The sequence below is a fragment of the Streptomyces sp. NPDC000880 genome (assembly GCF_053599675.1).
Map to the genome: position 1 here is coordinate 28,399 of NZ_JBSFMS010000005.1, position 26,234 is coordinate 54,632.

Annotated in this window: 30 protein-coding genes and 3 pseudogenes; 15 read left to right on the forward strand and 18 right to left on the reverse strand. The window is 68.4% G+C overall.

Annotated elements, in window-relative coordinates; translation table 11 throughout:
* Positions 1–284 precede the first annotated feature (284 nt).
* The gene (locus tag ACWDO5_RS02875; RefSeq protein WP_450527827.1) at positions 285–1,139 is read left to right on the forward strand and encodes a universal stress protein; all 855 of its coding nucleotides are present in this window, start codon (positions 285–287) and stop codon (positions 1,137–1,139) included.
* A 271-nt stretch (positions 1,140–1,410) separates the two neighbouring features.
* On the opposite strand, the gene ACWDO5_RS02880 is transcribed toward ACWDO5_RS02875, so the two are convergent.
* Positions 1,411–1,566: a DUF6131 family protein gene (locus tag ACWDO5_RS02880; RefSeq protein ID WP_328400485.1), complete on the reverse strand. Its 156-nt coding sequence runs from the start codon at positions 1,564–1,566 to the stop codon at positions 1,411–1,413.
* Between the two features lie 296 nt (positions 1,567–1,862).
* Between ACWDO5_RS02880 and ACWDO5_RS02885 the strand changes: the two genes are divergently transcribed.
* Positions 1,863–2,036 (forward strand): CsbD family protein, encoded by a 174-nt coding sequence (locus tag ACWDO5_RS02885; protein WP_450527954.1) that lies wholly within the window; start codon positions 1,863–1,865, stop codon positions 2,034–2,036.
* A 358-nt stretch (positions 2,037–2,394) separates the two neighbouring features.
* Here ACWDO5_RS02885 and ACWDO5_RS02890 read toward each other — a convergent pair whose 3' ends face one another.
* Positions 2,395–2,907: a hypothetical protein gene (locus tag ACWDO5_RS02890; RefSeq protein ID WP_450527830.1), complete on the reverse strand. Its 513-nt coding sequence runs from the start codon at positions 2,905–2,907 to the stop codon at positions 2,395–2,397.
* 46 nt (positions 2,908–2,953) lie between these two features.
* Here ACWDO5_RS02890 and ACWDO5_RS02895 point away from each other — a divergent pair.
* The 5 genes and pseudogenes from ACWDO5_RS02895 to ACWDO5_RS02915 form a co-directional block, all read left to right on the forward strand.
* Positions 2,954–3,283, forward strand: a pseudogene (locus tag ACWDO5_RS02895) (ParA family protein); the annotation flags it as partial.
* The gene (locus ACWDO5_RS02900) at positions 3,280–3,876 is read left to right on the forward strand and encodes a ParB/RepB/Spo0J family partition protein (RefSeq protein WP_450527832.1); all 597 of its coding nucleotides are present in this window, start codon (positions 3,280–3,282) and stop codon (positions 3,874–3,876) included. The pseudogene ACWDO5_RS02895 and the gene ACWDO5_RS02900, both read left to right, overlap by 4 nt.
* Positions 3,877–4,209: 333 nt before the next feature.
* Positions 4,210–4,401, forward strand: a complete 192-nt coding sequence (locus ACWDO5_RS02905; protein ID WP_450527833.1) for a hypothetical protein — start codon at positions 4,210–4,212, stop codon at positions 4,399–4,401.
* A 1,753-nt stretch (positions 4,402–6,154) separates the two neighbouring features.
* On the forward strand, positions 6,155–6,496 hold the full coding sequence (locus tag ACWDO5_RS02910; RefSeq protein ID WP_450527835.1) for a DUF488 domain-containing protein: 342 nt from the start codon (positions 6,155–6,157) through the stop codon (positions 6,494–6,496).
* Between the two features lie 254 nt (positions 6,497–6,750).
* On the forward strand, positions 6,751–7,515 hold the full coding sequence (locus ACWDO5_RS02915) for an SDR family NAD(P)-dependent oxidoreductase (RefSeq protein ID WP_450527836.1): 765 nt from the start codon (positions 6,751–6,753) through the stop codon (positions 7,513–7,515).
* 32 nt (positions 7,516–7,547) lie between these two features.
* On the opposite strand, the gene ACWDO5_RS02920 is transcribed toward ACWDO5_RS02915, so the two are convergent.
* Positions 7,548–8,177, reverse strand: a complete 630-nt coding sequence (locus ACWDO5_RS02920) for a TetR/AcrR family transcriptional regulator (RefSeq protein ID WP_450527837.1) — start codon at positions 8,175–8,177, stop codon at positions 7,548–7,550.
* 746 nt (positions 8,178–8,923) lie between these two features.
* On the opposite strand from ACWDO5_RS02920, the gene ku reads away from it, so the two are divergent.
* The 3 genes from ku (at position 8,924) to ACWDO5_RS02935 (ending at position 11,276) form a co-directional block, all read left to right on the forward strand.
* Entirely contained in the window at positions 8,924–9,691 is a 768-nt protein-coding gene (gene ku / locus ACWDO5_RS02925) for a non-homologous end joining protein Ku (protein WP_450527839.1), read from the forward strand.
* Positions 9,692–10,140: 449 nt separating this feature from the next.
* Positions 10,141–10,341 carry a FitA-like ribbon-helix-helix domain-containing protein gene (locus tag ACWDO5_RS02930; protein ID WP_450527840.1) on the forward strand — a complete coding sequence of 67 codons (201 nt, stop codon included), beginning with the start codon at positions 10,141–10,143 and terminating at the stop codon, positions 10,339–10,341.
* Positions 10,338–11,276, forward strand: coding sequence for an SMI1/KNR4 family protein (locus tag ACWDO5_RS02935; RefSeq protein WP_450527842.1), 939 nt, complete (start codon positions 10,338–10,340; stop codon positions 11,274–11,276). Before ACWDO5_RS02930 ends, ACWDO5_RS02935 begins: the two co-directional genes overlap by 4 nt.
* An 81-nt stretch (positions 11,277–11,357) precedes the next feature.
* Here the strand turns inward: ACWDO5_RS02935 and ACWDO5_RS02940 are convergent, their stop codons facing one another.
* The 5 genes from ACWDO5_RS02940 to ACWDO5_RS02960 all read right to left on the reverse strand — a co-directional run bounded on the left by ACWDO5_RS02940 (position 11,358) and on the right by ACWDO5_RS02960 (position 15,549).
* A complete protein-coding gene (locus tag ACWDO5_RS02940) occupies positions 11,358–11,810 on the reverse strand; it encodes a hypothetical protein (RefSeq protein ID WP_450527844.1) in 453 nt (150 codons plus the stop codon).
* Positions 11,811–12,240: 430 nt separating this feature from the next.
* A complete protein-coding gene (locus ACWDO5_RS02945) occupies positions 12,241–14,337 on the reverse strand; it encodes a recombinase family protein (protein ID WP_450527845.1) in 2,097 nt (698 codons plus the stop codon).
* A gap of 34 nt (positions 14,338–14,371) precedes the next feature.
* Positions 14,372–14,662, reverse strand: a complete 291-nt coding sequence (locus ACWDO5_RS02950; RefSeq protein ID WP_450527847.1) for a hypothetical protein — start codon at positions 14,660–14,662, stop codon at positions 14,372–14,374.
* Positions 14,634–15,191: a helix-turn-helix domain-containing protein gene (locus tag ACWDO5_RS02955; RefSeq protein ID WP_450527849.1), complete on the reverse strand. Its 558-nt coding sequence runs from the start codon at positions 15,189–15,191 to the stop codon at positions 14,634–14,636. The genes ACWDO5_RS02950 and ACWDO5_RS02955 overlap by 29 nt, the downstream gene beginning before the upstream one ends.
* 103 nt (positions 15,192–15,294) lie before the next feature.
* Positions 15,295–15,549: a DUF5372 family protein gene (locus tag ACWDO5_RS02960; protein ID WP_450527851.1), complete on the reverse strand. Its 255-nt coding sequence runs from the start codon at positions 15,547–15,549 to the stop codon at positions 15,295–15,297.
* A gap of 232 nt (positions 15,550–15,781) precedes the next feature.
* Between ACWDO5_RS02960 and ACWDO5_RS02965 the strand changes: the two genes are divergently transcribed.
* Positions 15,782–16,267: a Mu transposase domain-containing protein gene (locus tag ACWDO5_RS02965; RefSeq protein WP_450527853.1), complete on the forward strand. Its 486-nt coding sequence runs from the start codon at positions 15,782–15,784 to the stop codon at positions 16,265–16,267.
* Positions 16,268–16,304: 37 nt separating this feature from the next.
* Positions 16,305–17,041, forward strand: a pseudogene (gene istB, locus ACWDO5_RS02970) (IS21-like element helper ATPase IstB).
* A gap of 180 nt (positions 17,042–17,221) precedes the next feature.
* Here istB and ACWDO5_RS02975 read toward each other — a convergent pair.
* On the reverse strand, positions 17,222–18,034 hold the full coding sequence (locus ACWDO5_RS02975) for a DUF4158 domain-containing protein (RefSeq protein WP_450527855.1): 813 nt from the start codon (positions 18,032–18,034) through the stop codon (positions 17,222–17,224).
* A 392-nt stretch (positions 18,035–18,426) separates the two neighbouring features.
* Here ACWDO5_RS02975 and ACWDO5_RS02980 point away from each other — a divergent pair, with 392 nt between their 5' ends.
* Together ACWDO5_RS02980 and ACWDO5_RS02985 are read left to right on the forward strand one after the other, a co-directional pair.
* Entirely contained in the window at positions 18,427–20,055 is a 1,629-nt protein-coding gene (locus tag ACWDO5_RS02980) for an alpha/beta hydrolase (protein ID WP_450527856.1), read from the forward strand.
* 87 nt (positions 20,056–20,142) lie between these two features.
* Positions 20,143–20,253, forward strand: coding sequence for a helix-turn-helix domain-containing protein (locus tag ACWDO5_RS02985; protein WP_450527858.1), 111 nt, complete (start codon positions 20,143–20,145; stop codon positions 20,251–20,253).
* Here the strand turns inward: ACWDO5_RS02985 and ACWDO5_RS02990 are convergent.
* From ACWDO5_RS02990 to ACWDO5_RS03030, 9 genes and pseudogenes are all read right to left on the reverse strand, one after another.
* Positions 20,201–20,593 carry a DUF4158 domain-containing protein gene (locus ACWDO5_RS02990; protein WP_450527860.1) on the reverse strand — a complete coding sequence of 131 codons (393 nt, stop codon included), beginning with the start codon at positions 20,591–20,593 and terminating at the stop codon, positions 20,201–20,203. The two genes, ACWDO5_RS02985 and ACWDO5_RS02990, sit on opposite strands and share 53 nt — an antisense overlap.
* 103 nt (positions 20,594–20,696) lie before the next feature.
* Positions 20,697–21,134, reverse strand: coding sequence for a hypothetical protein (locus ACWDO5_RS02995; protein ID WP_450527862.1), 438 nt, complete (start codon positions 21,132–21,134; stop codon positions 20,697–20,699).
* 566 nt (positions 21,135–21,700) lie between these two features.
* Complete coding sequence (locus ACWDO5_RS03000; protein ID WP_450527864.1) at positions 21,701–22,969, reverse strand: hypothetical protein; 1,269 nt, start codon at positions 22,967–22,969, stop codon at positions 21,701–21,703.
* A complete protein-coding gene (locus tag ACWDO5_RS03005; protein WP_450527866.1) occupies positions 22,966–23,280 on the reverse strand; it encodes a hypothetical protein in 315 nt (104 codons plus the stop codon). Before ACWDO5_RS03005 ends, ACWDO5_RS03000 begins: the two co-directional genes overlap by 4 nt.
* Before the next feature lie 3 nt (positions 23,281–23,283).
* Entirely contained in the window at positions 23,284–23,676 is a 393-nt protein-coding gene (locus ACWDO5_RS03010; protein ID WP_450527868.1) for a hypothetical protein, read from the reverse strand.
* Between the two features lie 79 nt (positions 23,677–23,755).
* Positions 23,756–23,917 (reverse strand): hypothetical protein, encoded by a 162-nt coding sequence (locus ACWDO5_RS03015; protein WP_450527869.1) that lies wholly within the window; start codon positions 23,915–23,917, stop codon positions 23,756–23,758.
* A 35-nt stretch (positions 23,918–23,952) separates the two neighbouring features.
* Positions 23,953–24,354, reverse strand: a complete 402-nt coding sequence (locus tag ACWDO5_RS03020) for a hypothetical protein (RefSeq protein ID WP_450527871.1) — start codon at positions 24,352–24,354, stop codon at positions 23,953–23,955.
* Between the two features lie 401 nt (positions 24,355–24,755).
* Positions 24,756–25,205: a hypothetical protein gene (locus ACWDO5_RS03025; protein WP_450527872.1), complete on the reverse strand. Its 450-nt coding sequence runs from the start codon at positions 25,203–25,205 to the stop codon at positions 24,756–24,758.
* Positions 25,206–25,233: 28 nt separating this feature from the next.
* Positions 25,234–25,578: pseudogene (locus ACWDO5_RS03030) on the reverse strand (LAETG motif-containing sortase-dependent surface protein); the annotation flags it as partial.
* Between ACWDO5_RS03030 and ACWDO5_RS03035 the strand changes: the two are divergent.
* A complete protein-coding gene (locus ACWDO5_RS03035) occupies positions 25,510–25,914 on the forward strand; it encodes a PP2C family protein-serine/threonine phosphatase (protein ID WP_450527873.1) in 405 nt (134 codons plus the stop codon). The pseudogene ACWDO5_RS03030 and the gene ACWDO5_RS03035 overlap by 69 nt on opposite strands.
* Positions 25,915–26,234: the final 320 nt, after the last annotated feature.

The following is a 26,234-nucleotide window of genomic DNA, read 5'->3' on the forward strand; positions in this document are numbered from 1 at the left end:
TACCTGTGTCCGAACTGTTGCCCCGCACTCTGTACGCCATGATCGTCGACTCCGCGCGCGACAACCGCACCGGGCTCCGGCTGCGCTGGCTCGCCCACGGGGGTGTGCGTACGCCCGCCGCAGGATTGGGTACGGGAGCAGTAAGGCCACCCAGGAATGCGCCGACGATGCTGGTGAAGGCCGCGCCGTTCGGTCCCTCCGGGCCTACCCCGAAGGGGCGAAGGCCCGGCGAGCCGGACGATGGAGGAGGTCCCATCCGTGGTCCACATCCGATGGCCGTTCGCGTGGCTGGCTGGATCGCTCGTGCCGCCAGTGCGCCGCACTGGCGGTGGCGGGGTTTCCATGACGGCGGCCTGTCGCTGCCCGGAGAGGTTCGCATCCGGGCTGCCTGCGATGCGCTCGCCGACGGGGGGCTGACGATGAGCGCGCCGGTCGTGGTGGGCGTGGACGGCTCGCCGTCGAGCCTGGCCGCGGTTGACCTCGCGGCCCGCGAAGCGCTGCTGCGCGGCTGCGGATTGCGCATCGTCCACGCGTTCACCTGGCCGGCCATGCACCCGCAGCTTGGCCTACCGCAGTCGGCTCTCGCCGAGGGCGGGCTGCACAGCCTCGCGGACCGCGTCGTCGCCGACGCGGTGCGGCGGGCGCACGCCGCCGCACCGGAGGTGGCGGCCGCCCATGCCGCCGTCGTCGGCGAGCCGCTGACGGTGCTGACTGGCCAGTCGCGCACCGCGGCGCTGGTCGTCGTCGGCAGCCGGGGCCTTGGCGGCTTCACCGGACTGCTGCTGGGCTCCGTGGCCGTGCATCTGGCGGCACACGCCCAATGCCCTGTCCTGGTCGTACGCGGCAGGCCGAGTCCTGCCGGAGAGGTGCTGCTCGGTGTCGATGGCTCCCCCGCCGGGGCCACAGCGGTCGGATTCGCCTTCAACGAAGCCTCACTGCGCGGTGCGGAACTGACCGCTCTGCACACCTGGAACGACTGGACTGGACCGGTCACCGGCGCTCCCGGTGATATGGCGCCCTTGGTGTACGACGCCGGAATGCTCCGGGATGAAGAGGCCCGGCTGCTGGCCGAGGCTGTGTCCGGCCAGCGAAGCAATGGAAGAGGAAGAAGCAGCACGGGCCGAGGACTCGGAGAGTGACGGCGAGTACGCAACCGCGGCCATCGGGGGAAGGCGGCCTGAAGCAGCGTGACGGCCCTGCCCCCTTGCGCAGTGGCTCGGTGCCACGCGAAAGGGCCGACTATGGCGATCCCGGGGCCGGAAGAGGTGAGCAAAACTGCGGGCCTGTTGCATCATCGCCGGTCCACTCGTGGGCAGGACCCAAGAGTCGAGTCAGCTGACAACCGACGCCGCGCGGGGAGGGCATCGGTTGTCCATGCAACGCCGAACGCCGAACGCAATGGACGCGCCGTTACCAGTAGTGCCGTCGTCCGCCGACCGCGTGCCCTACCGCTCCCAGAATCCACAGCAGAACCCCGATCGCGACCAGGATGATCCCGATGGTCCAGAGAATACCTATGCCTGCCAAGAGGCCGATGATGAGCAGAATGACTCCGAGGATGATCATGATTTCCTCCGGTAAGGGGAGCGCCCCCTCTCTCTTCACCGCTCCCCAGCTGTATTCGCGGCAAACCAGGACTCGCCCTGAGTCAGCGCGAGCGCATCCACCCCGTGTCCTGCTTGGTCATCGGCTACGTGGCCAGCATCAGCATTCTGGCCCTTTCGGACTGGCCGCAACTCATGCCTGCTACAAACATCTCTACAAAGTCACCAGGTGGGTTTCGGGTGGTTGTGTTTAATGAATCATTCTTGGGTGAGCTAGAAGTTATCAATCGAGTTTTGAGTGAGCGGGATGTGAGTGCTGTGGCCAAGGACGAGAAGGCCAAGGCGAAAGTCGAACAGGCCAAGGGCAAGGTAAAAGAGGCCGCGGGTCGCGCGGTGGGTAACGAAGGGGTGACGGGCAAGGGTCGCGCCGAGAAGGCGAAAGGTGATGTTCGTCAGGCTAAGGAGAAGACGAAGGACGCCTTCAAGCACTGACTTGGATCTACGGATCCGGCGCGGAAGTTTTGCAGGCCGGATCCGCCATCATGGGAGGACTCCAGACAGGTGCGCTGCTGCGCAATTCGCCCCCGCGGACCTGTCCAGTGCGGCATCCAGGGCCCGCCTGGCCGAGCAGAACGGACCTTCGGCGGAGATTTCATCGGCCTCCTCGGCGCAACGTCCAGGCCGAAAATTCGAGGCGCGGGCGCACCTGCGAGAGAAGGAGGGAGCATCCCGGGGCTGAGGCGTTGACGCCGTAACCTGATCATGCGGCGCGGGGTCGACTGCCTGGAGAGGCGCGGCTGGTGGAGCGGACGTTCGCGTGGCTGATGCGCTCACGCCGCCTGGCTCGGGACTACGAGAGTCGGACCGATACGGCCGAGGTGATGGTGTTGTGGTCGATGACCATGGTCATGAGCCGCCGCCTGGCCCGGCGGGCTGAAGGCGCTCGGGGTCTGCTCGACCAGCCATCCCCGCCCCACCAGGCGCTTCGCCTTCGACCGCACCCCTTCGACCTTCGCGGGAACCGCTTCTGAAGGCCCAAAACGTCGGCGAGCTGCCGGCAGTTCATCGGCCCACCACCGGACCGCTCACGGTCGGCCAGGATGTTCATGATCCGCTGGTAGTCGGGCGCCAGCACCGTCGCCTCGAGTCCCTCCCGCCGCACCGGCACCACCGAACCAGGCACCGCCCCGGCCCTGCCCGCCCCCGCTTCCCGCCCCGGCGCGGTCTGCCCAGCAGCCGGGGCCGCCTCCACGGCATCGGGTTCAAGCGGCTCGGACAGGACCTCGCTCACTGTCTCCCTCGTGATCACGAAGCGCTGCCAGGCAGCCTCCGCATCCCCCAGCTCGGCACGAAGCCGGTCCACTTCCTCCCGCAGCGACTCCACCCGCCGCCGAGCAGTAAGTTCCCGCTCCTCCAGCCTCGTCGTCGTCCAGGCCGAGGACAGCTCCGCCGACGCCTACGGCCTGCTGACCTCCCAGATCGAGGACCTCCGCAGCGATATGAGCCTCGACCTCGACTACCTCGGCATCGTCGTCAACCACTACGACGCCCGCCGCGGCTACATCGCCACTTCCTCCCTCGAGGCGTGGATGGGCATAAAGGATCCTCGCGTTGTCGGCCTCATCGGGGACCTGAAGGAGCAGAAGGAAGCGGTCCGCATGAAGCAGCCGCTGCTCGCGTACGCGCCGCGGTGCAACCAGTCGGTCGCTATGCGCGCCCTCGCCCGGGAGATCTCATGAGCAGCAAGTCAGCCAAGCTGGGCATGGGGGCCTCCTTCGCGCAGACTCAGACCGTCAGCTCCCGACGGCAGGCCATCAACGCCGCCACGCAGGCACCCACCGAGGGGGCCCCGCCTCCGCTGAAGCTGCCAGTGGACGTCATCAGCCTCAACCCGGCGAACCCACGCTCCGAACTGGGCGACCTAACCCAGCTCGCCGGCAGCCTCCGCGACCACGGCCAGAAGGCCGCCATCAGCATCATGTCCCGCTTCGCCTACATCGAGGCCAACCCCGGGCAAGAGGCACTCCTCGAGCCTGGCACCAAGTACGTTGCTATCGACGGGAACTCCCGCCTGGCCGCTGCCCGGGAAGCCGGACTCACCGACATCAAGGTGATGCTCGACGAGGATCTCGGCAGCGACCCCGACGAACTCCTTGAGTCGGCCTTGGTCGCCAACATCCACCGGCAAGAGCTGGACCCCCTTGACGAGGCCAAGGCCCTCAAGCAGCTGCTCACGGTGCATGGTACGCAGGAAGCTCTCGCTGCCCGGCTGCACCGGTCACAGGGCTGGGCTCCCAGCGCCTCGCCCTCCTCGGCCTCACCCCCGAGCTGAAGCAAAAGTTGGCCGCAGGCGAGGAGTCGGCCGACCTCCTCCGTCGGGTGGGGAACAAGAAGCCGGAAGAGCAGCAGCAGCACCTCGAGCGGCTGAAGGAGAAGAAGCGGCAGGAGGAGGCCGACAAGAAGACCCGGGCCAAGGACCGACAGACCACCCCCACCCCCGCGGTACAGCAACCGACCGGGACGCCGGACACGGAGGCCACCGAACGACCGTCACCCGCGGCCGATCATTACGCCGTAATAAAGCAGCCGAGCCCCACCGACACCAAGACCAAGCAGTCCGTACCCGACCCGCGGGCCAGCTCCGGCACAGGAGGCACCAAAGCGGATGGCGTGGAACGACGGGCCCGGCGTCATGGAGCTCGTGCATCGCAACATGTTCCCCTCCGAACGCCCCCGCGCCATCGGCCGCTACCTCGAGCTCCTCGGCAGCCCAGAAGCCTTCGCCGACCAGCTCGCCGAAGCCGTCGACCCCGAGTACCGGCAGCGCCTCGCCGAACTCCTCACCAAGGATCTGTAACCGCCCGGCGTACCGCGGCCCCGCCCCTCCAGCGGCACGGTGGGGGAGCGGGGCCGCCTTTTTTCGTGCCAGACCTCGGCCGGCCCTCGTGGTCAGCTTGTAGCCGAGCGGGATATCCGCGGGCAGGAACCACAGGTCGCACTGGCCCAGTTCACCCGGATCATAGCCGGTCCGCGACACCGGGTCCGCCGCCCGATAGACCGGCCTCAGTTCACGGACCCGCCTGATCGGCAGCCTGTTGTTGACCAGTTTGGTCGCGAAGACCTGCGGAAGTCGCGCACTTCACCTCGGCAAGCGGGGATCGGTGTCGGCCAGGCCTTCGGCGGCCCGGCGGATCATGCGCCACACCGTCGTGGTGGACATCGCCCGCAGTCCTCCGCCGTGCACGTTCTCGCTCCGGACCTTTCGTGTAGGTCGTAGCGGATGCAGACCGGCACGGTGCCGTGTGCGCCGATGTGGCGGCGGATGATCTGGGCGATGACGTGGAACAGTTCCGTCCCCGTACGCAGCGGCGGGCATCGAGCATTACTGGCGCATCGAGCTGGAGCCCGCACCGCGGCTCCTGATCGGCCGCCTGAACAACGGCACGTACGCCGACCAGCCGCCGCTCCTGGCGGGCGCCGTCGCCCGCATCGAGGAGCCGTTCCCGATCGAATTCGATCCCGGATCGCTGGTCCGCAGGTAGCAGCCCAAGCAGACCCTTGGCCCCCGTCGTCCCGTCCTGGACGACGGGGGCTTTTCGTTTCCTGACGTCGTCGGCCGGCTGTGTGGTGGTCGGCTGCCCCGGGTGGAATCTCTGGGCGGTTTACGTGGCTGGCCGTCCGCCGTCCGCCCCGTGTGCCCAATTCTGTGAAGGCGGCTGGCTGCGCGGGAGGGGTGCCGTGGCTGGGGCGGTCGACCGGGAGTGCCGGGCATCGTGGGCCGGGCGCCGTACCCCCGGGTCACGGATGCGGATGCGTGAGGCGATCGCACCACCGCCTGTGGCTGAGGGGGAGCAGCTGCTGCCGCGAGGTGGCACAGACCGTGGGGGCGCTCCGCTCAGCTCGCCCTGGTCGGGGCGGTCGCCGCCGGTGAGCGCGGCTGGGGCGCCATCCGTCTCGCTGAGCGCTCGGCTGGGCAAGCGGCGAGCGGGTCAACCTGGGGCAACCAGCCGCTCCACGCCAACGGTCGCGCCAAGGGAGGCAACTGCTTCTCCGCCGACAAGCCGTCGCAGTGCCTGATCGGTAAGGCCCGTAGCTGGTACCGAGAGAGCGACGGCCTCCGCCTCACGGAGACGGAAGCCGGAAAGCTGAATGGGCTTCGACGACCGCTACCCGTGGCACGAAAGCCGCACCTCCGCTTTCGCCAGCAAAGGTGACATCGACGGCCTGATCTTGAGGAAGTCCAACCGTATCAGGCTGTGCGCCTCCAGATCTCCTTCCAACGCTCGGCCGTGGCAGCAAGAACAGTTCGGTCGGTCTCACTCCGCTGTGAGCCGGTGCTCACTCCACATCGTGCGCACAGTTGGTACAAGTAGTAGCCGCTTTTCCAACCAGTCGTCCCTGCGTCGCTCCCGCATGCCCGACACGTCGAGGACGCCGCCACCGTCGGGACGCTGGAACTCAGAAGGGTGCAGATCTTGTGAGGGTGTCTCGTTGGGGTGATTCGCAGGGGTTCGGGGTGTGCCGGTGTGGGGTGGTCTCTACCGTCAGCGAGGTGAGCCGGCCGTGGGTGCGGGTACCGCGTGAGGCGGGGTGGTGTGGTGCCGTCGTTGATGGCCGCGTTGGATGCCAGAGAGAGTGAATGCCGGGCCAGGGTCGCGGAGTTGCGCAAGCAGATCGCAGAGATTTCCGAAGCGGGGCTCCGTGATGTGGCGCCGTCGACCGACCTGCGCCACTGGTACCACCACGACCGCGAGCGGTTCGCTGACTTCCACGACCGATACATCGCCGAACTGGAGGCCGCCGATCACCGGCCGGCCGTGAAGCACCTGCGTGACCTCGCCGCCCACGACAAGGCCACCCTCCTCACCGCGACGAAAGACCTTGATCACAGTGAGGCGCCGTCTCGCTCTGCACGCTCCGGTCTTCGAGCTGACATCGTTGTCTTCCGATAGGGCCGGAGTGGCTAACTGGTCTCGGCCGGAAGTCTTTCGGGGATGGACTTCGGAGCTGGTCGCGGGCGTTTTCGCCGGTCGGATGTTGGGGCTGGACCATTTCACAGCGCCGCACAGATTTTTGGACTTGCAGGTCCAATTTGTGCGTCGCACAGTGGCACTGCGCCCTGGCTTTCCAGGGCCCCGACCGGTCGAACGCGCCGTGTGGTTCGGCCGTGCGGTTCGGAGCGGAGATCGAAGCAACGGAGTGGACCATGTCGACGCGCCTTGAGGGCAAGACTGCCCTGGTGACCGGAGCGACCAGCAACATCGGACGGGCCATGGCGGAGGCGTTCGCCGCCGAGGGGGCGCACGTCGCCGTTTCGGGCCGCAGCGCCGGACGCGGCAAGGAGGTCGTCGACGGCATCCGCACCCGAGGTGGCCGCGCCGACTTCGTGCAGGCTGCCCTGGACGGCAGCGCCGCCGCCTCGCAGGCACTGGCCCGGGAGGCGACGCGGGTCCTCGGCGGCCGCATCGACGTCTTGGTCAACAACGCGGGTATCTACCCCGGAGACGCCACGGCGGCCACCGATGAGAAGACCTTCGACCAGGTTTACGCGGTCAACGTGAAGGCCCCGTTCTTCCTCACCGCGGCCGTCGCACCCGCCATGGCGGAGGCCGGTAGCGGAGCGATCATCAACCTGGGCTCCTGGATCGCCCGCTTGGGCATTCCGATCGGCGCCCTCTACAGCTCCACCAAGGGAGCCGTGGAAACCCTGACTCGGGCCTGGGCGGCAGAGTTCGGGCCGCGGGGCGTACGTGTGAACGCGATCTCCCCGGGCGTCGTGCTGACGCCCGCCCCCGGGGAAATCCACCCTGGCGAGGTCATGATGAAGGGCACCCCCGTAGGCCGGGTGGGGACCCCCGATGCCATCGCGAACGCCGCCGTCTACCTGGCCAGTGACGAGTCGGCTTTCGTTCACGGCATCGTGCTTGACGTCGACGGCGGCCGCACAGCCGTTGCCGTCATCGCCGGCTGACACGCGCTATCGCGCTGGGCGAGGCTGATGTGTCAAGCGTTCTGGCGCCGGGTCACGGCACTGCGCTGCCCGCGCGCGCGCAGGTCCGTGATCCCTTGGTCGAGAGCGGCGCGCAGGTGGGCGGATTGACCCGTCGACAGCAGGATCGACACGCCCCCTTGAATCGCCGCCAGCAGCGCGGCAGCCCTGGTATCGACATCGAGTGCTGCGGGAAGCCGGCCAGCGGCCTGTAGCGACCGGATGCCCACCGCCAAGCTCTCCTGCCAGCGGCGCATCAACTCGATCACGATCGCCCGCGCGCCGGGGGTCGAGCGCCCGATCTGAAGAAACAGCGACCCGAGCGGGCACTCGTCCCCCTGGGCCTCATAACGCTTGATCACCACATCCCGCCACTGCTCCCAGGCTTCCCACGAGTCCAGACAGCCCAGGTACGGCTGCTGGTCCTCCAGGACTTGATCTGCCTCGAACTGGGCAACCGCGACGAGCAGTTCGTCCTTGCCGGCCGGGAAGTAGTGGAACAGCTGACTCTTGCTGGTGCTGGTCCGCGCCATGATGTCGTCCAACGTCGTCGAACTGACGCCCTTCTCCCGCAGCACCGCCGCTGCCCCTTCGACGATCCGGCTCCGCGTCGCCTTCCCCTTCGTCGTCAGCTCCCCGCGCATGACCCGCCTCCTCAAAATGGACTGCACAGTCCAGTATAGTCGGCATCCCTCCGCGATCGACTGCGGCGAGCTACCAGAGGGGTGGGCGGTCGAAGTCCGATGGGTGCAGATCTTTTGAGGGTCTGGCCCACCTGCGGTTTTGTACGGATGGGGTCCATCGTCGCCACGGATCCCATCGCGGCCGACCTGCCTGTCTGTCTCTCACGGCACCCGTTGGTCCGCGTCGGCGCCGTACGGCCGGGCGTAACTGACACGGCGTTACCGTGCTTGGATCACGAACCCGCAGGTCACGCTCGTGCCAGGCACCCTCAAAAGATCTGCACCCAAGCTTCATCACCCAACGGCTGATCGCCAACGAATGGCTGGCCAACACCACGCCCGTGCCCTGGACCTTGCGCCCAGGCAGAGCTGCCCGGCTGTAGGTGCGGCCCTCGAAGAAACCGCGACACGGGGCTGGCGCACTCGCGCTCAGTAGACGCCCGGCATATCCAGCCGAGCTCATCCGGGCATTGAGTGGCGCCAGCCGCGCCCGGGCGTTGCTAGCCAGGATCCGCGCCGACCGCCGTGCCGAGCAGTGGGTGCCGGCCTTCGAACGGGACTGGGGCCAGGCGCTGACAGCCTGACCCCGCTCCACGGCGTCGTACGCACCTGGCAGACCCGCCTCGACAGCGCCCTCGCCAGGACCAGCCGGCCGTAGACCGCCGGGCTGAGGTGCGTCCCGACCGGCGGCGGCTGACGCTGGAGAGATGAGGGCGACGTGGTCGGGCCTGATCCAGTTCGGGATGGTCGCGATCCCCGTCCGGCTCTATGCGGCTACCGAGGAGCACCCTGTACGGCTGCACGAGATCCACACCGCAGACGGCAGCAGGGTCGAGCACCGGCGCTTCTGCCGGGCCGAGGGACGGGAGATCCCGTACGAGGAAGTCGGGCGCGGCTTCGCGACGCCGGACGGCCGCATGGTGCCGCTCACGGAAGAGGACCTGGCGCACCTTCCGCTCCCGACGAAACGTGTCATCGAGGTACTCGGCTTCGTCCCGGGGCAGGACATCGACCCGATCAGCTACGGCAAGCCCTACTACGCAGGGCCCGTCGGCCCAGGTGCCGAGCGCCCGTACGCCCTGCTCGTTGAGGCGCTCGCCCGTACCGGCTGCGTGGGCGTGGCGAAGATCGCCATCAGGAGCCGCGAGCGCCTGGCGCTTCTGCGACCCCGGCACGGAGTCCTCGTTCTCCAGACCCTGCTCTGGGAAGACGAACTGCGTGAACCGGCCGACCTTGCCCCCTCCGCGCCGGTCACGGACCGGGAACTGGAGCTCGCCGAGGTCTTGATCAGGGAGCTGACCGGCATCGAGACACGCGAGCTCCATGACGAGTACGCGCACGCCCTGGAGCAACTGGTCGCGGCAAAGGCCGGCGGCCGGGAACTGGCCGAGCCAGCGGAGACGCCACCGCCGGTGGACCTGATGGCCGCCCTGGAGGAATCGGTGCGGGCCGCCCGCGCGCACCGTGGCGAGTGACCGCGCTGGCCCAGGGAGCTACACCAGCGGCACGGTGCCCGTCACGTGCGCTGCTGCATGTGCTGCTCGGCTGCTCGGCTGCTGCAAAGTGGAGCGCCTGGTGCTACTCGCCGGTCTGTGGGCTGCTGCTCCTGCAGAGAGCGATGACACACCGGGGCCGGCCCCAGGCGGCACACGGCAGCTGATCGTGCAGTAGGCCGCGTGTGCGGCTCTGGCCCTCGCTTGTCGTCGGTGAAGATCACCAGCGGTCGGCGGGCACGGCCTGGGCCATCTATTCGAGCCTCGAAAGCAGCAGCTTGCAGTCGGCCACCGCGTCGTGCGGACCGCCGAGCGGCTGATTGCGGTACGCGCCGCGCTTGGCCGACCACAGTCCCCAGGGCCTCTTCGTTTCCGCACGCGGGCAAGCGTGGCTGTAGTTTCAAACGCTTATATTGCCGCAGAATGCCATCATGTCGTCCATTGTGATACGTAATATTCCGGACGAAACCATGTCCCGTCTCAAGGTGCGCGCCGCGCAGACCGGCCAGTCCCTCCAGGAATTCCTCCTCGAGCTCATCACCCGCGAGGCACAGCAACCCACCCTGGCGGAAACGGCCGAACGCACCCAGCGGTACGCCCGAGCCCTACGCAAGGAGCATGCTTCCCAGTGACCGTCAATGTTGACCTGCCCGACCACATACGCGCTCGCTGCACCGAGCTCGGCGACGGTGTCCTGTACGCGGTCAAGACCCTGGCCCGGCAGCTGGCCGACGATCCACGCCTGGGCGAGCGCGCCGGCAGGCTCGGCCTGTACACGGCGACGATCGACAGCGGCACCTTCGATGCGTGCCCACCCCTGGTCGTGCGCTACGCCTACGGTCCGCCCCTGCTGGACGTAGACCGGATCGAGATCCGAGACATCGAGGCGACCGGGCCACTCCCCGACGCCGGCGACGAGCAGGCCCCCGCGGGCGTGCCGGATCCCCGCATGCAGCAGATCGCCGCGCGACAGGTGACCGAGGCATGGCGGCGCATAGCCGGCTGGCTTGAGCAGCACGCGCCCGCTACCCGTGCGGCGCTGCTGCCCGGCGCGTCCGCGCATGAGATCGCCGTGCTGGAGCAGGCACTTGGGGTACGTGTACCCGTGGAGCTGCGGGCGTTGTGGCTGCTGTGCGCGGGGGGCAGGGACACCCCGGGGGCGGGTGTGATGCCCGACTACGGCTGGGCGTTGATGCCGCTGGGCACGGTGGCCGCGTCCTACCGGTGGCACTGGGCAAACCAGCAGGAGCAAGAAGCCGGGGGCGGCGCGGAAGAGACGGTGGTGTGGAAGCCGTCGTGGATTCCGTTCTGCTCGTGGTCGGTGACCGACACCAGTTTCGGCCTGTTCACCGACGCCGGGACGGGCTTGGTCGGGCACTGGGACGACACGAGCGTGCGCACTGTCGGGGACCAGACGTTGAGCGTGCTGCTGGAGGAGACGGCCGACAAGCTGGAGAATCCGCAGCTGGCCATCGGCTACCTGCCGGGGCTGATCGGCGGCCGGCTGGTGTGGGGGCCGCCGCTCGCCGCGGATGAGGCTGCCCTGTGGGAGCGGTTCACCGGCTGACGTGCGGGAACGCGGAAAGGGGGCGGACAGGTGATGACCTGTCCGCCCCCTTCTTCTGCCCTGTTCGAGGGCCAGGCGGTGCTAGACCTTACGCCAGATGCAGGTGGTCGCCGTCCCCGAGCAGTGGTTGAAGCCGGGGGTGTCGACGAAGAACCCGTCATCGTCCAGCAGCCGCCACACGCTGGGCTGGAGCTTGCTGAACGCGCCCTGGTTCTGCGCGGAGTCGATCGCCGCCCGTCCGCAGCGTTCGGTGCCGGTGGGGCCGTTGGGCGCGGTGCGGGTGTCGGCGAACAGACCGAACGACGTCGACCCGTCACCGACGCCGTTGAACGCCCAGTCCGTGTACAGCTGGGCGCACTTGCTGCCGTCGGTGACCTGGTTGACGCCGCCGGGGAATCCGCCGCTCTCGTGAGTGGACGCGGGGGCGTACTCGTCGCAGTCGGTGCTGCCCATGATCGGGCCGGCGGGGTGCTTGGTCCACGTGGACGGGCACACCACCTTGCGGCTGTGGCGGCGGAACGTTCTCCTTGCCATCCAGTGCGTCCGTCGGCCTCTCGGCTCGCGGATCGAGGGACCGCGACGACTCCGAGAGGTCCAGGCCCCCAACCCGGCACCGGCATGCCCATGGGGAACCCGACCGATTCACAAGAGATAGCTAGAAGCTACTCAAACCACACGAAACGGGGAACATTACACCAATTCGAGCATGATCAGTGGCCCGCGATGGTCAGCGTCCCGGTGGGGAGTCGTGACCACGGGGGTGGGGAATTACGTGACGCTGAGCATGCAGATCGTGGGTAATTACGTGACCGCCGACAGAGCGGCACTGCTCCCCGCACCCGCGGGGATGGTCCCTCCAACAGATCGAGCAGGTGATACGCCACGCCCTGCTCCCCGCACCCGCGGGGATGGTCCCGTCATCTACCTGTGCCGGCCCCGGGATCCGGAAGCGAAACCTCGTGCTTCATACTGCGCCTCCTTGGGCTGATTCGGTGGTTGTTTCGGTTGGTGCTGGTCGTGGGCCCGGTGGCCGACCGATCTGGGGTCTGGTGAAGTCGGCGCCGGGCAGCTGGTAGTAGTACTCGCCCTTGTCGTTGGCGACCCGGCCGGTCAGCAAACCCTGGCTTCTCCACTTCTTGACGGTGTTGGTGTGGATCTGGAGTCGACGGGCGATCTCGTTCAGGCTGAACAGCCCCTGGTCGGCGAGTCGTTGGGGGTGGCTGCGCAAGTTGTATGCCTTGCGGATGTGCTTGATCGTTCCTGGATAGATGGGCTGGCCGCCGCCGCAGACGTGGCCCTGGTCGGTGAGGATCTTCGCGATCTGGCCGTCGGTGTGGTCGTCGAGGAGTTCGTCCACGAGCGCGACGACCTCGGGCGGGGTCTGCCGGATCTGCCAGGAGGCGAGGGGGACGGGCATGTCCAGGGTGTGCTGCTGGCCGCCAGTGAGGCGGACGTGGGCGGTGATCTGCTCGGCCCGGACCAGGGTGACGTCGGTGACGAGCAGTCTGACCAGGCGCTTTCGTTCCCGTATCGGGGTGTCTTCGTCGCTCCAGAGGGCGGGGAAGTCGGCGGCCAGGGCGGTGATCCGGGCCCGCTGGGCGCCATCGAGGACGCCTTGGCCGCTGTTCTTGGCGTTCTCGTACGTTTCTCGGACCTGGGTGAGTTCGCGCAGGGCGGTGTTCCAGTCGGCTTCCAGGCTGCCGGCGACGAGCCGGTTGTCGGGGTCGACGGCGAGGTAGCGGCGGCGGGCCAAGTCAACCTGGTATTGGGCGCGTTCGACGGCGGCGGCCCGTAGCCGTTCGGCCTCGTCTGCGCGGGCGGCGAGCTCGTCGGCGACCGCGAGGGCGGCGGAGATCGCGTGCGGGGTCAGGGCCTCGACCAGGAGGCGGCCGACCGCGTTGTCGACCACGGCGCCGTGCACGCGCTGGCAGATCGGACTGCCGTATTCGATGCCCTTGGCCTGGCAGACGTACTCCGGCTCAAGACCGTGTTTGCGGTGGTGGTAGCGCACGGTCATCCGGCGCCCGCAGATCCCGCACATCGTGATGCCCTGCAGCAGAGCCGGGCCCTCGCGCGGTGGTCCGTGGCGGCGGTCCTTGCCATAGGAGACAGCGTTCGCGGTGAGCTTGTCCTGGTTGGCCTCGTACTTCTCGAAAGAGATGTATCCGACGTGGGCGTCGGGGAACAGAGCGATCCATTGCTCGCGCGGCTGCAGAGCCGGGCCGCTCTTCCCGCTGGCTGTGGGTTTGTGCTGGTAGCGGCCATAGACGAAGGCCCCGGCATAGCGCGGGTTATGCAGGATCTGCAGCACCCTGGAGTGCGCGATCGGTGCCCGGACGACCTTGCCCTTGTCCGGGCCGGACTGGATCCGCCGCGGCAGCAGCAGCTTGTTCTTGTTGAACTCCTTGACCACGCCGGTGGCCGAGCCGGTGGCGTCGAACAGAGTGAACACGGTGCGGATCGCGTCCTGGATCGCGGTGTCCGGGTCGAGGACGACCTTTCCCGCGCCGTCGTAGACCAGGCCGATCGGCAACGGCTGGATCAGCTCCCCACGCCGGGCCTTGGACAGCTGTCCACCCCGAAGACGTGCCTTGAGCAGGTGCAACTCCGCCTCGGACATCGTCCCTTTGAGCCCCAGCAACAACCTGTCGTTGAAGTCGCAGGGATCGTAGAGGCCGTCCTCGTCCAGGATCAGCGTGGCGGACATCGCGCAGATCTCCAGCAGACGGTGCCAGTCGGTGCTGTTGCGCGCGAGCCGGCTCACCTCCAGGCCGAGGACGATCCCGGCGTGTCCCATGCCGACCTCGGTGACCAGCCGCTGGAAGCCCTCCCGGTCCGCAGCCGTGGCCCCGGACTGGCCCTGATCGGTATCGATGACGTGGATCCGGTCGCCCGGCCAGCCCAGCGCGATGGCCCGCTCCTTCAGCCCGTACTGCCGCACCGTCGACTCGGTGTTGTTCAGAACCTGTTTCAGCGAGCTCTGCCGGACATACAAGTACGCATCTCTGGCGAGGTGGGCGGCCGTCACCTTGGCGGCCGGACCGAACAGCTGGTCATTCATCGACGTTCCCGCCCCATCCTCATATCGCGCTGCTTCAAGGGGAGTTGGCGTGGGCCCAGACCATCCGGGACCACACCCGGATGACCTCCGCGTCCAACGTGGTGGCCACCGCATCGGCGGCCGGCGGGGCAGGGCTCCTCGGCACCGCCGCGGCAGCCAACGAGGCAGCGACTCTCACAAACGCGACCATGCCCCGGGCGACGAGCACGCCCAGCCCGTTGCGGCGGCTGCCGCGGCCCGCGCTCTCGCGCAGCCGCTCGTACTCGTTAACGCCCGCTGTGACGTCACCACTCGGGTCAACGGCGGGATATGGGCTCGTCCTCACCGGCGCTGTCCGGCTCGCGCCGCCGGGCGAGAGCGCGCTCGATCGACCGCGGGTGGACGGTGAAGCCGAACTCCTCCGTGACCTTCCCGGCGACGTCCTTCGAGGTCAGAGCAGCATCGGCCACCAGCCAGGCATCGATGCGGTCTATGACCGGTGCGGTCAGCTTGACCGGCCCCTTCGGGCCGGGCTTGCCGGGCACCAGGGCACCCGGGCCGCCGGAGTCCAGGGCGGCGGCGACCTCATAGAACGCCTGACGGCAGTAGCCGAAGGCACGGGCCGCCCGGGCAACCGGCACCTTGTCGACGCGGACGCGTCGCACCATCTCGTACTTGACCTGCACCACGTCGCGCGGGTCGCAGAACGGCGAGGCCAGGAACACCTCGTCGGTCACCTTCTCCGGATGCGGGTTGAGCGACCTGGACGCCGCCAGTGCAGCCATCTTCGGGTCCCTCGCCGTCACCGTCATCGCGTCCGCCTCCCCTGTCTCCGGCCGTGTCACCAGGTTCGCGCCGACACTCGGCCCGGCCAAGACCACGAGGCAGGCGCGCGGAGGCAAACCAGCTGGCTACCCCCGCGCGCCGTTGACCAACCCGGTCGTCCGGCCGGGCGTGGATCAGACGACGGTCACGGCATCATTCTCCCGACGCCCGTACGCGAAGAGCGTCGATGAGGTCGGCGACGGCCAGGAGGTCCGCCACCCGAAAGGAGCAGCGTCCCGCGGCCATCGTGACGAAGGGATCGACGGGGTCGATATCCGTCCAGGCCGCAGGCAGCGAGACCACCTCCCCGTTCTCGTCGGCAAGGGCGACCCGGTCCTCGTCCCAGGCCAGACGCCGGTCGACGAAGGTGAGCTCCCGCCCGGCCCAGGGATGGAAAAGATGCGTCACCCGGACAACTCCGTGCCGACCGTGCGGATCGGGTGCAGTCGACGACTCGTGACAAAGGGCTGGTGGAACGGGCCAACGGCTACCTCGAGACGTCGTTCTTGCCCGGTCGCACCTTCACCGGCCCGGGCATTTCAACACCCAGCTCGCCGAATGGCTCACCATCGCCAACCGGCGCCACCACCGCACCCTGGGAGCCCGTCCGATCGAGCGGTGGGAGGCCGACCGGGCCGGGATGCTCGCCCTTCCCCCCGTCGACCCACCACGCTGGTGGCGCTTTCACACACGCATCGGCCGTGATCACTACATCCGTGTCGACACCTGTGACTACTCCGTCCACCCGATGGCGATCGGTAAAGCGGTCGTCGTCCGCACCGACACCGAGGAGGTGACGGCCTTGCTCACTCCCGGAGGCAGACAGGTCGCCGGCATGCCCGCTGCTGGGCCAGACATCAGACGATCACCGATCCCGACCACGCCCGCACCGCCGCTGACCTGCGCGGGGCATACCGCCACCAGCAGGCCGCCCAGGCCCGCGCCGCGGCCACCACACCCGAGTACATCGACGTGGAGCAACGCCGACTGGACACTTATGACCGGGTGTTCACCCTCATCGAGGGGGGCGCAGACCGCGACGACAGACTGGAGACGTCGTGACGGCCCGCACTGCACCCGCTCCCACCAACAGCAAGGCTCCCGCAGCCGGCCGTCGGACCGGTGAGCAGACGGCCTCCGACCTGGCCTTCTACGCCCGGACGATGAAAGCACCGGCTCTGCTGGACGCCGCTGAACGGCTCGCCGAGCGGGCGCGGGCGGAGTCCTGGACCCACACCGAGTTCCTGGCCGCCTGCCTGCAGCGCGAGGTCGCCGCCCGCGAGTCGCACGGCGGGGAAGCCCGTATCCGGGCCGCCCGTTTCCCTGCGATCAAAACGATCGAAGAGCTCGACGTCAGCCACCTGCGCGGCATGACACGCGAACAGATCGCGCACCTTGGTACGTTGGATTTCATCACGGGCAAAGAGAACGCAGTTTTTCTGGGCCCGCCCGGATCGGGAAAACGCACCTGGCGATCGGAATCGCGGTCCGCGCCTGCCAGGCCGGCCACCGCGTCGCGTTCGCCACCGCCGCCGAGTGGGTCGACCGCCTCGCAGCCGCCCACCACACCGGACGCCTGCAGAGCGAGCTCACCAAGCTCAGCCGCTATCCCCTGATCGTGGTGGACGAGGTCGGCTACATCCCCTTCGAATCCGAGGCCGCGAACCTCTTCTTCCAACTGATCTCGAACCGCTACGAGAGAGCGAGCGTGATCGTCACGAGCAACAAACCCTTCGGACGCTGGGGAGAGGTCTTCGGTGACGAAACCGTGGCCGCCGCGATGATCGACCGCCTCGTCCATCACGCCGAGGTGCACTCCCTCAAAGGCGACTCCTATCGCATGCGCGGACGCGGACGGCAACTCGGACGCATCCCCACCGCACCCACAGAAACCGACTGAACCACCACAACAACAGACCCCGGTGGGTCACGATTCGACCGGCCAGAAAGGGTCAGCGTTCAGGTTCTGGATCACTTTCCGTGCCAGGGCCACGGAGGGTCACCAGAAGCACGATCATGAACGGTCGTGAGCGATGTGCTTCTCGGGGACCTGTGGTTCCCGCCTTCGACCACGACACCATCATCTGGCACAACCTGGTCGAAGCCGTGGAGAAGGCGGTCGTCCGCCACCGGGCCCTGCTGCGCGAATCGCAGGACGAGGACCGAGCCCGCCCCCTCCCATGCGCTTGCACAGCATCGTCACCAGCTCATCGCGGGCCCGCACCTTCGCCATGTGCAGCAGACTCGCCAGCAACGCGAGCCGCTTCACCACGCCGACCTTGGACATCTCGGCTGCGTCCATCACCTTCGCCTGCCCGGCGAAGTGCTCCACCTTCCCCGGCGGCACCCCATCGAGCCACTTTACGGTCGGGCCCAGCAGCTCCAGGGAGTCCAGATACGTCAGGTGCTCGCGCAAATGGGAGACCGTCGGCGCCTTCGCCGGCCGCTTCAGCTCGTCGAACTTGCTGCGCGAGCCCGCCACCACTCGTAGCAGCGCGAGCAACCGGACCTGCTCTACCTCGTCCATGCACGATACGACTCGCGCGAAGAAGTCCTCGTTCACCTTGGTCCGGATCGCCGCGGCCATCTCATCCAGCGTGGTGTAGCCGGGCAGCTCCAGCCTGGCCTTGACCAGCTTCTCCAGCGCCACGTTGATCAGGTCCGCCGGGTTGTCCTTGGCCTGCACGGCCTCGTAGATCGCCGCGGCGGCGATCTCGCGGGCCTTCTCCTGGTCGTAGACGACACCGAGCCGCTCACGCACGACCGTACGGTGATGCCGCAGCGTACGGGCGGAGTCATGCGTGGGCGCCACCTCCTCGCCCAGCCCCAGCAGACCGCGCACATGCCCGACCACCAGCTCCGGTACCTGGGGTGCCGGTAAGAATCGTGTCACCAGCCCGCAAACCTCAGTGATCAATCCTCGGACCTGGCAGGCCTAGGCAGTTCCGCCGTGTTGGTCGCCTCGGCGAGTGCGAGGCGATCGCTTGGGCGTCGGCACGCACCCGCGTCCACCCCACCGCGGCCGGTCAGGTCCCGCAAGGCGACTGGGTCCGAATGGCTGGAGCCCCGTGCTCACGCCACCCGACGCGACACCGGCGCCAGCAGTTCCGAGCCCGGACCAGGTACTTCGCGGCGCAATACCGGCCTAAGACGATGTGGGCAGTAGCTCCGCCATTCGGCCCCGGTTCGCTCGCGCGCCTTGCCGGACCGAGGTGTTGTTGACCGGATGCGTGCCGACGTCCAGCGCATGGGTGGCGTCGGGCCCTCAACCGGGAAGGACAAGACATGCACATATCTACCCCGATAGCGGGCCGTCGGCATCATGCCGCGGCCCTCGCCGCCGTGGTGATCTGCTCGACGGCATTTACCGGACCGGTTCACGCTCCGGCCGGTGGCGCGCCGTCCCCGTCCGTGCCCGCCCCGCAGCTCGACTGGAAACCCTGCGTCCAGGGCAGTCCGTTCGACTGCGCGACCGCGAAGGTCCCGCTCGACTACGACGACCCAGGTGGCCGCACCATCGAACTCGCCGTCGTCAAACGGAAGGCCACCGGCCCCGGACAGCGCATCGGCACCTTGTTCTTCAACCCCGGCGGACCTGGCGGCCCCGGAACGGTCCAGATGCCACAGAACTACGAGTCCTTCCCGCGCGAGGTGCGGGAGCGGTTCGACATCGTCAGCTGGGACCCCCGCGGCATCGGCAACAGCACCGCGGTGAACTGCTTCGCGAGTCCCGAGGAAGCCGCAGACTGGAATGCGAGCAAAGCGGCAGGCTTCCCGGTGGGAGAGAAGGAGCGGGCGGCCTTCACCGCAGCGTACGAGGAACTGAGCCGGCGCTGTGAGCAGCGTGCCCCCGAGCTCCTGCGCCATGTGTCGACCGCCGAGAACGCTCGCGACCTCGACCAGCTTCGCAAGGCGGTGGGTGACCACCAGCTCACCTACTACGGGATCTCTTACGGCACGTACCTGGGCGCCACCTACGCGAACCTCTTCCCCGGCAGGGTCCGCGCCATGGTCTTCGACGCCAACTGGGACCCGCAGGCCTGGACGAACAACGCCTCCGACGAGGCCCCCCAGACCACGTCGTTCCAGCGCTTGGGCTCCGGCCGCAGCGCCGCGGAGACCGTGAACCGGTTCCTCACGTTGTGCGGATCCACGACGACCGCCCGCTGCGCGTTCTCCGCCGGCAACCCGAAGGCGACCCAGGACAAGTACGACCAGCTGCTGCAGCGGCTCCGAAAGGAGCCCGTGGGCCCGTGGACCTACGCCGGCACGGTGGCTGACGTGGTGAACAGCCTCTACGACGTCCAGCTCGGGGGGACGGAACTCGCCGGCAGGCTGCAGGACCTGTGGCAGGGCCGCGTCCCGGAGCCGTCCCCCCTCCCGCCCCCGCCACCGGTCCCCAACCCGAATCCGTACCTGGGCGAGGAACAGAGCACCGCGGTCTTCTGCGGCGACAGCCCCAACCCGCGGGACCCCGGTGTGTACGACACCCTGGCAGAGGCCGCGGCCGCCCGTGCTGGGGACACCGGACGCTACTGGATTTGGGCCTCCGCGGGCTGTGCCTCCTGGCCGGCGGTCGCCGAGGACCGCTACCGCGGCCCATGGAACAAGCCGACGGCGAACCCCATCCTGGTGGTCGGGAACACCTACGACCCCTCCACTCCCCTGTCGGCCGCGCAGGCTATGGCGAAGGAGCTGGCCAATGCCCGCCTGCTGACCCACGATGCAGTCGGGCACACGGCACTGTTCAACCCCAGCAGCTGCGTCAACGCTTATGCAAGCCGCTACCTCATCGACGGCGCCCTCCCGCCGACCGGAACAATGTGCCGCCAGGACGCGCCCCCCTTCGCCGCGCCCAAGCCGCGCGGCAGTGTGGACACCGGTGGGGGCGGGTTGGCCGTCGCCGCCCAGTAGGACGACACGCTGGCCGAGACCGGTTCGGGAACGACACCACCCCACGCCGCCCGCGCCCGAGGCACCCGGCTCGGCCGCCCGCCGGCCATGACCGACGAACAGGTACGTCACGCTCGCGACCTGCTCGCCCGTCCGGCGAACACCGTCACCTCGATCGCGAAGCTCCTCGGAGTCTCCCGCAACACCATCTACAACTAGTGCCCGAACTGAAGGGCGGCCGTCTCGCGCTCGCCGAGTCGACCAACACGGCGGAACTGACCCGACCCTCCAGGTCAAAGGACTGATCACCGCCGTTTGCGGCTGGTGACACGGTTCTTACCGGCACCCCTACCTCGGCCAAGTCCGGGAAATAGCCCAGTTTCTGGTAGCTCTTCAGCAACACCACCAGCGCCAGCACATGCTCCGCCGACCGCGCCTTCCCCCGCGCCCACGCCACCTCGGACGGCCCCGGGGTAAACGACTCATGTAACTCACGAGAGGAGACCGTGCGCTTGAACCGCGGGTACGCGGTACGTTCCACCGAAGCCATGCGCCGCATGATCCCGGCCGACCACCCAGACGGAGCACACGCCTCCCCCGGAGGGACCTGGCGGCACTATGCCCCCGGCGACCACTCACGGTGAACACGAGCCCGGGAGCGGTCACGCCTCCGGTTGCACGGATCTCGGCGCGCGTAGGGGCTGCGGTCGACTGGTCGAAAGACGTGCGGCCTCGGCGGCCACCCAATCCAGAAGCACATCTGCCAGATCAGAAAGGGATCTTCCTTCGCCGAGAAGGACGAAGCGGCAGTCGAGATGGTCTCCCGGATTGTGGGGGTTCAGGATGCCGCAGCGAAGACCCGTACGGTCGATCTGGCCGCCCAAGCAGGTGCTGATCATATTGCGTACGGGGTCTACCAGGCTCGTCCACACCAGCAGGCCGTCTGTCCATAGGACGTCGACGGGGAAGTCCACGCAAAAGTCTTCAGGTTCCGGCGCCCCACTGGGCCAGCTCGTGACGCGGGCCGCCAGGTGCTCGACCACTGGCCGCCAGTCCTCGCCGAACTCCCAGTCCGTGAGGTACTCGTCGAACGTGCTCATCGGGCCAGTCAATCACCGTTGGGTGCGGACTCGCCTGCGCGTATCGACTCCACGCCCGCCTACCTCGTTGAGGAGACCAGCCTGTCGCGGTTCTGTCGTGGTAGCGAGAGCATCTGCGACGCCGGGGGCGGGCATCTCCAGAAGCTGTTGGCGGATGGCGGCGCCGTGGGCGGCTGCAGCCGGGAACACCGATCTCGTTGAGGAGCGCGGACAGGTGGGTCGAGGCGGAACGGCCGACCTGCCCGGCGGCAGGGGAAAGGGGCTGAAACTGGCGGCCACTCACAGTGAGCACAGCCCCCACTGGCGGAGGAATACGCGACTCACGATTACGCGAGGTCGCCAGTGCTGGACCCCTTCTGGGCCTTGCCGAACCGGACCTGGCACCGGCCGTACTCGCCGAACTCGCCTCCGCGCGGGTTGCGGCCGAAGTCGGCGGCATCGAGCATCCGCGTCTCGTTGCGCCGCAGTCCGTAGTCGTAGGCGGTCTTGAACAGCGTCGCGTCGCGGAAGGCGGCAGCACAGCCAGCGGGCAGTCGGAGGTGTCGGGAGCGCTGATGATCGGCGGGCTACTGGTGGCTGCCGCGCAGCCGCCGGACGGGAGGCTGTACGCCCTGAAGCGCATTGCGCTGTTGGCGGGCGGTGGGGCCCGAGTCCTGCTGTGCCCAGCCCTGTTGCTCGGCGATGAGGCGGTGCGCGGCGGCATCGAGGAGCGCGCGTGGGACGGCTGTGCCGGTCTGCTTCGCGACAGTCAACAGCGCCGCCGCGGCGGTTTGCTCGGCCTTCATCACCGTTCCATACACGTTGGTGAGCGTATCGATCTGGCGAGGATGGGCGGGATAGAAGCGCATCTTGGGATCGAGCCCGGAGGGCCGGTGCTCGATGGAGTCGGTGACCAGACTGCCTTGGGTACGGCGCACCGTGACCGGCGCGGCCGCGGCCAGCTGCCAGCCGGCCGCTGGGAGTCGGTACAGAGATGCCGTGAGTGGCCCCTCCCCCCGTGTGTCGGCGAGGATCGCGTCCGCGGTGCGGGGCTCGCCCGGCCGCTGTTCTGGTCGCCACGGGGCTCCGAACAGCATCTGACCGACCCGGACGACCGAGGTGTGCGCGATGACCGTGCCCGGGTGCGGCACGACCTGCGGCAGCTGTACCACCTTGCCCTGGCGGACGATCTCGTAGCTCGGCGGCGGCAGCTTGGGATGGGCACGCGGATCGGCCACGTCGACGATCCGCTGCCAGGCCGCCGCGGCTTCCTGCCATGCCCGCGCGGAGCCGCGCAGACCGCCGGCCGCCTCCCGCAAAGCGCCAGCAACGGCCCTATCCGAAGTCTGCTCTGCTACGCGCAGCAGCACCCGACCGGACAGCAGACGGCCCATTGCCGTCCAGCGGGACAGCTGTTGCAGGTCTGAGCCGCTCAGTCGGTGGGCGGTCCGGTCGTGCAGGGTTTCGAAGGCCACCCGGCTCAGCCGCTCGCAGTCCTCGGCGAGCCTGCCGGTGATGTCAGCGGTCGCATCCGAGGTGCTGGCCTGGACTGGTTCGATCGGCAGCGCGAGCGGGAAGGCAGCAACGCCTGGGTCGGCGTAGCGGGTACCGGCCCGGCCGAACACGCTGGCCTGGTCGAGGTAGGCACGGGCGTCGGCGAGAGCGGCGGCGACGCCCGGATCCTCCGCCCCCTGGGTCAGGGCATGGGCGATCCGGCCTGCTTCCCAGGCGAGTTCGGCGGAGCGCTGGGTCAGGTAGTCGTGGGCGGGCCGTGCGCTGAACGTGTACGCGTACGCGGTCACCGGCTCGCGATTGGGGCCTCGGTGGCTCTCGATCACGTCCCGTACGGCCGTCACAGCGTGAGTAGCGTCGGCGAGTTCGTGGCCCTCTGCGCCGAGCCCGGCCCGGTCCGGCGCCGGGAGTAGCCGCTGGGCAGTTTGCAGCGCTCCGCGGCCTTGCCCAGATGGAAGGTCAGATCCGATGCTGCAGGGGACGGCGCCGGCGTATCACCGCTGGCACCCAGGCCGTCCTGCAGATGGCTGAGGAACTGGTCGAGATGCCCGGCCAGTGCTGCGCGATACGCGGGATCGGCGGCGGCGAGCGGCGTCTGGGCGGCCGCGCGCAGGCGGACGTCGGCCGTGTCGAAGAGGTCCCCCAGCGTCGTCACGCGCTACCGCTCCCACACGCTGGCAAGGGCGCCGGCGGCGGCCGCCGCATGGCCGGCCGCCTCCCGCAGGACAGTGCGGGTTTCCGCGCTGATGCCGGCCGCCTGCGCCAGACGGGTCAGCGCCGCGTGCACGTGCCGCATCAAGTCGGCGTACGGAACCAGTGCGTCGGCCCCAGGAATTGTGGGCAAAACATCGTGCGGACGCCCGGTGCCCGGCAGCGGCAACAGGCCGCGGCCGGCGGAGGCAGCCTGCGCCGCTGCCAAGGCCTGCAGCTCGTCTCCGCCTTCCCAGGTGACAGAGTCGGCGACCCCTTCCACCAGATCGAACGCGTTCCACCCGGCTGCGAGAACCGTGCTGTTGTCGCCGGAGGCGAGTGCCGTTTCCAGATCGTGCATGATCGCAGGCGTAGACATTTTCCGTCCCCTTTCGGCGTGGTCATCGTGATCGTCCCACCCGTTCCAGGCTGGCACCTAACTACTTGTGGATGACGAAAGCCCTGTGGAAAACGGCTGCTTGGTACGCGAAGCGGGCCGGGACGCGCACCGTGGCCGACCTGCGGCGCATGAGCGCGGCCACGAGGTCCGGCAGCTCCTTCACGTCGACGGCGACTTGGCGACCTGCGGAATCGGGAGACACGTAAGGCCAGCGGACTGCGTGACGAAACAGCTCTCCTACCTCTTCGGTGAGTCGGCGAGCTTGTCCAGCTCGCGCATGGCCTCGGCGTGGGCGCTCATCCGACAGGTCACACTGCCGCTCGTGAAGAGCCCCACACCAGCGGCCGTTACTGGCACGGATAGCCCGAGTACGGCCAGGGCCTCGGGCCAGTCGCGTTCGTTCTGGCACCAGTCACTGGCTTGCAGGCCCTCGTTGGCCGTACCACGCTCCGTGAACAACCGTGATTCGCACTGTTGGGGGTAACGGTCGTCAGGCTTTCTATCAACCTCGTACGGCGTGAGCAGCAACAGAAAACACCATGTCCACAGGAGCGTCGCCAAGGACAACAAACCGATACCCCAGGCGCGTACTCGCCTGGCCCGGTCGCGGAAGTCGAGGTCGTACTCATGTGATCGCATGGCGGCCGAATCTAGCAGCGCCTGCACAAGCCCAAGGCGGCTCAGTCCAGCGGCAGTAGTTCCCGCTCGGCTCGTGTGCAGTCAGCGGGTGCCGCGAATCAGGGGCACGATTGGCATCGACTGCCGCACCCCTCATGGCGTTGAACAGCAAAGACAAGCTGTGGGGTCCCAGAGTGAGCCCGACGGGGTCGACGATGCTGCACAGTCCGTCCCTTGGGCGCACTCGACGGCGACCGTCGCGCAAGTCTCACGCCGATGCAGCTCGCCCCCCCCCTCGCCGGGTCCGTGATCGAGTCGACGATTGCGTTGGTATCGGAACGGAAAAATAGCGGTAGCGAGCCGGGATGCGAGCGCTCTGTGTCCGGCCAGCAGCGATCATTGTGGCTTGGCTGCCCCCTTGCTCAGTGGGGGAGGAGGGCGCCGGGGCGCAATGGCGTGCCGAAGACCTGGGTGACCAGGGTGCGATGGGCGGAGTGCAGGGTGCGTACCGCGGCGCGGGTGAGGCCGGGCTTTGGGGGTTCTTCGCCGCCGCGGGCGCGGCCGGGCTTTGTGGGGATCCACAGGTAGCCCGGGTCGCTGCCTTCGAGTTGGGCGGTGATGCCGGCGCGGATGTCGAGCCAGCGGCGCAGGACGTCGGCGGTCTGCCGGTCGAGCGGGTGCGGCCCGGTGTCCAGCTCGATCTGAGGAAGGGGCCCGTGGTCCAGGTCGACGTCGGCGACGTCCAGGCGGTGGAGCTTGGGCACGGAGCGACCGGTGGCGGCGACGAGCGCGGCCACGGCGGCGGTGCGCAGGGACGTGGCGGCGTTGGCGCCGACGGGCCGCTGCACGGCCAACCCCACAACCGACGGCACCGGCACCTCCACCGAAGAGAAGACACGTGCCTGCGGCGACCAGGATGGCCGCGGTGGCGGCGATGTAGGGGGTGTTGGAGCTGCTGCCGGTCTCCGCGAGGTTTTGGGGGGAGGCCCCGGAGCCGGTCTGCGTCTGTGTACCGGTGCCGTCGGTGGACGGTGCCCGCGGCGAGCGCGATGGCCGCGCCGATTGTGGCGGCTGAACGGCGAGCGGACAGGGCGACCCCAGTCGGTCCGCTGGAGGAACTGCCACTCGACGAGCACGCGCAGGAACTCGATCTAGATCAGCTGGTGACCTGCCTGTATGCGAGACGCAGAACGAGGCCGGATCACGATGGCGAGCGCGGGCCGCCCGCCGCCCCTCTTGCTGCACCCGGGCGGCCAGCGGACCGACATCGTGCCGGTGCAGCTCGGAGCACCCATCGGCACCGGTCAGGCGGTCTGCGAAACAGTCGAGCTGGACCTCCCGGCGGGAGCCACCCTCGTGCTGTACACCAACGGGCTTGTCGAGTCCCGGCACCGCGGCATCGGGACAGGTATCGAACGTCTGCAGAACCATCTCCACGCCTATCCGCCGACGGGAGCGGGCCGCCCACCCCTGGAAGAACTCTGTGACGACGTGCTGCACACGGTCGACCCAGGCGATCGGGACGACAACATTGCGCTGCTCGTGGCCCGCTTCTACGCAACTGCATCCAGCGACACCTGACACGAGAACAGGAGACCTATTGCCGGGGCACGCAGCCAGCAAACGGCTGTGCAAACACAGGTAGTTGAACGCTATAGTGATCACTCCCGGCCGGTGAGTCCGTCCCCCCGTGCGTACACGCCGGACCGGGGTCTGATGTTCCTGCAGCAGCTGCCTTCTCCAGGCTCCGCCGCACCGCGGCTGCGTAGTCCGCAGGCGGCGGACCGCTGGAGCGTGGCTGGTAATCGCCGCCCACACGTTCGCGATGTGGTCAATGGCGCGGGTTGGGAGCGTGACCGGGTGATCGGTCTGCTACTACGGGAACTATGCGCCTGCGATCC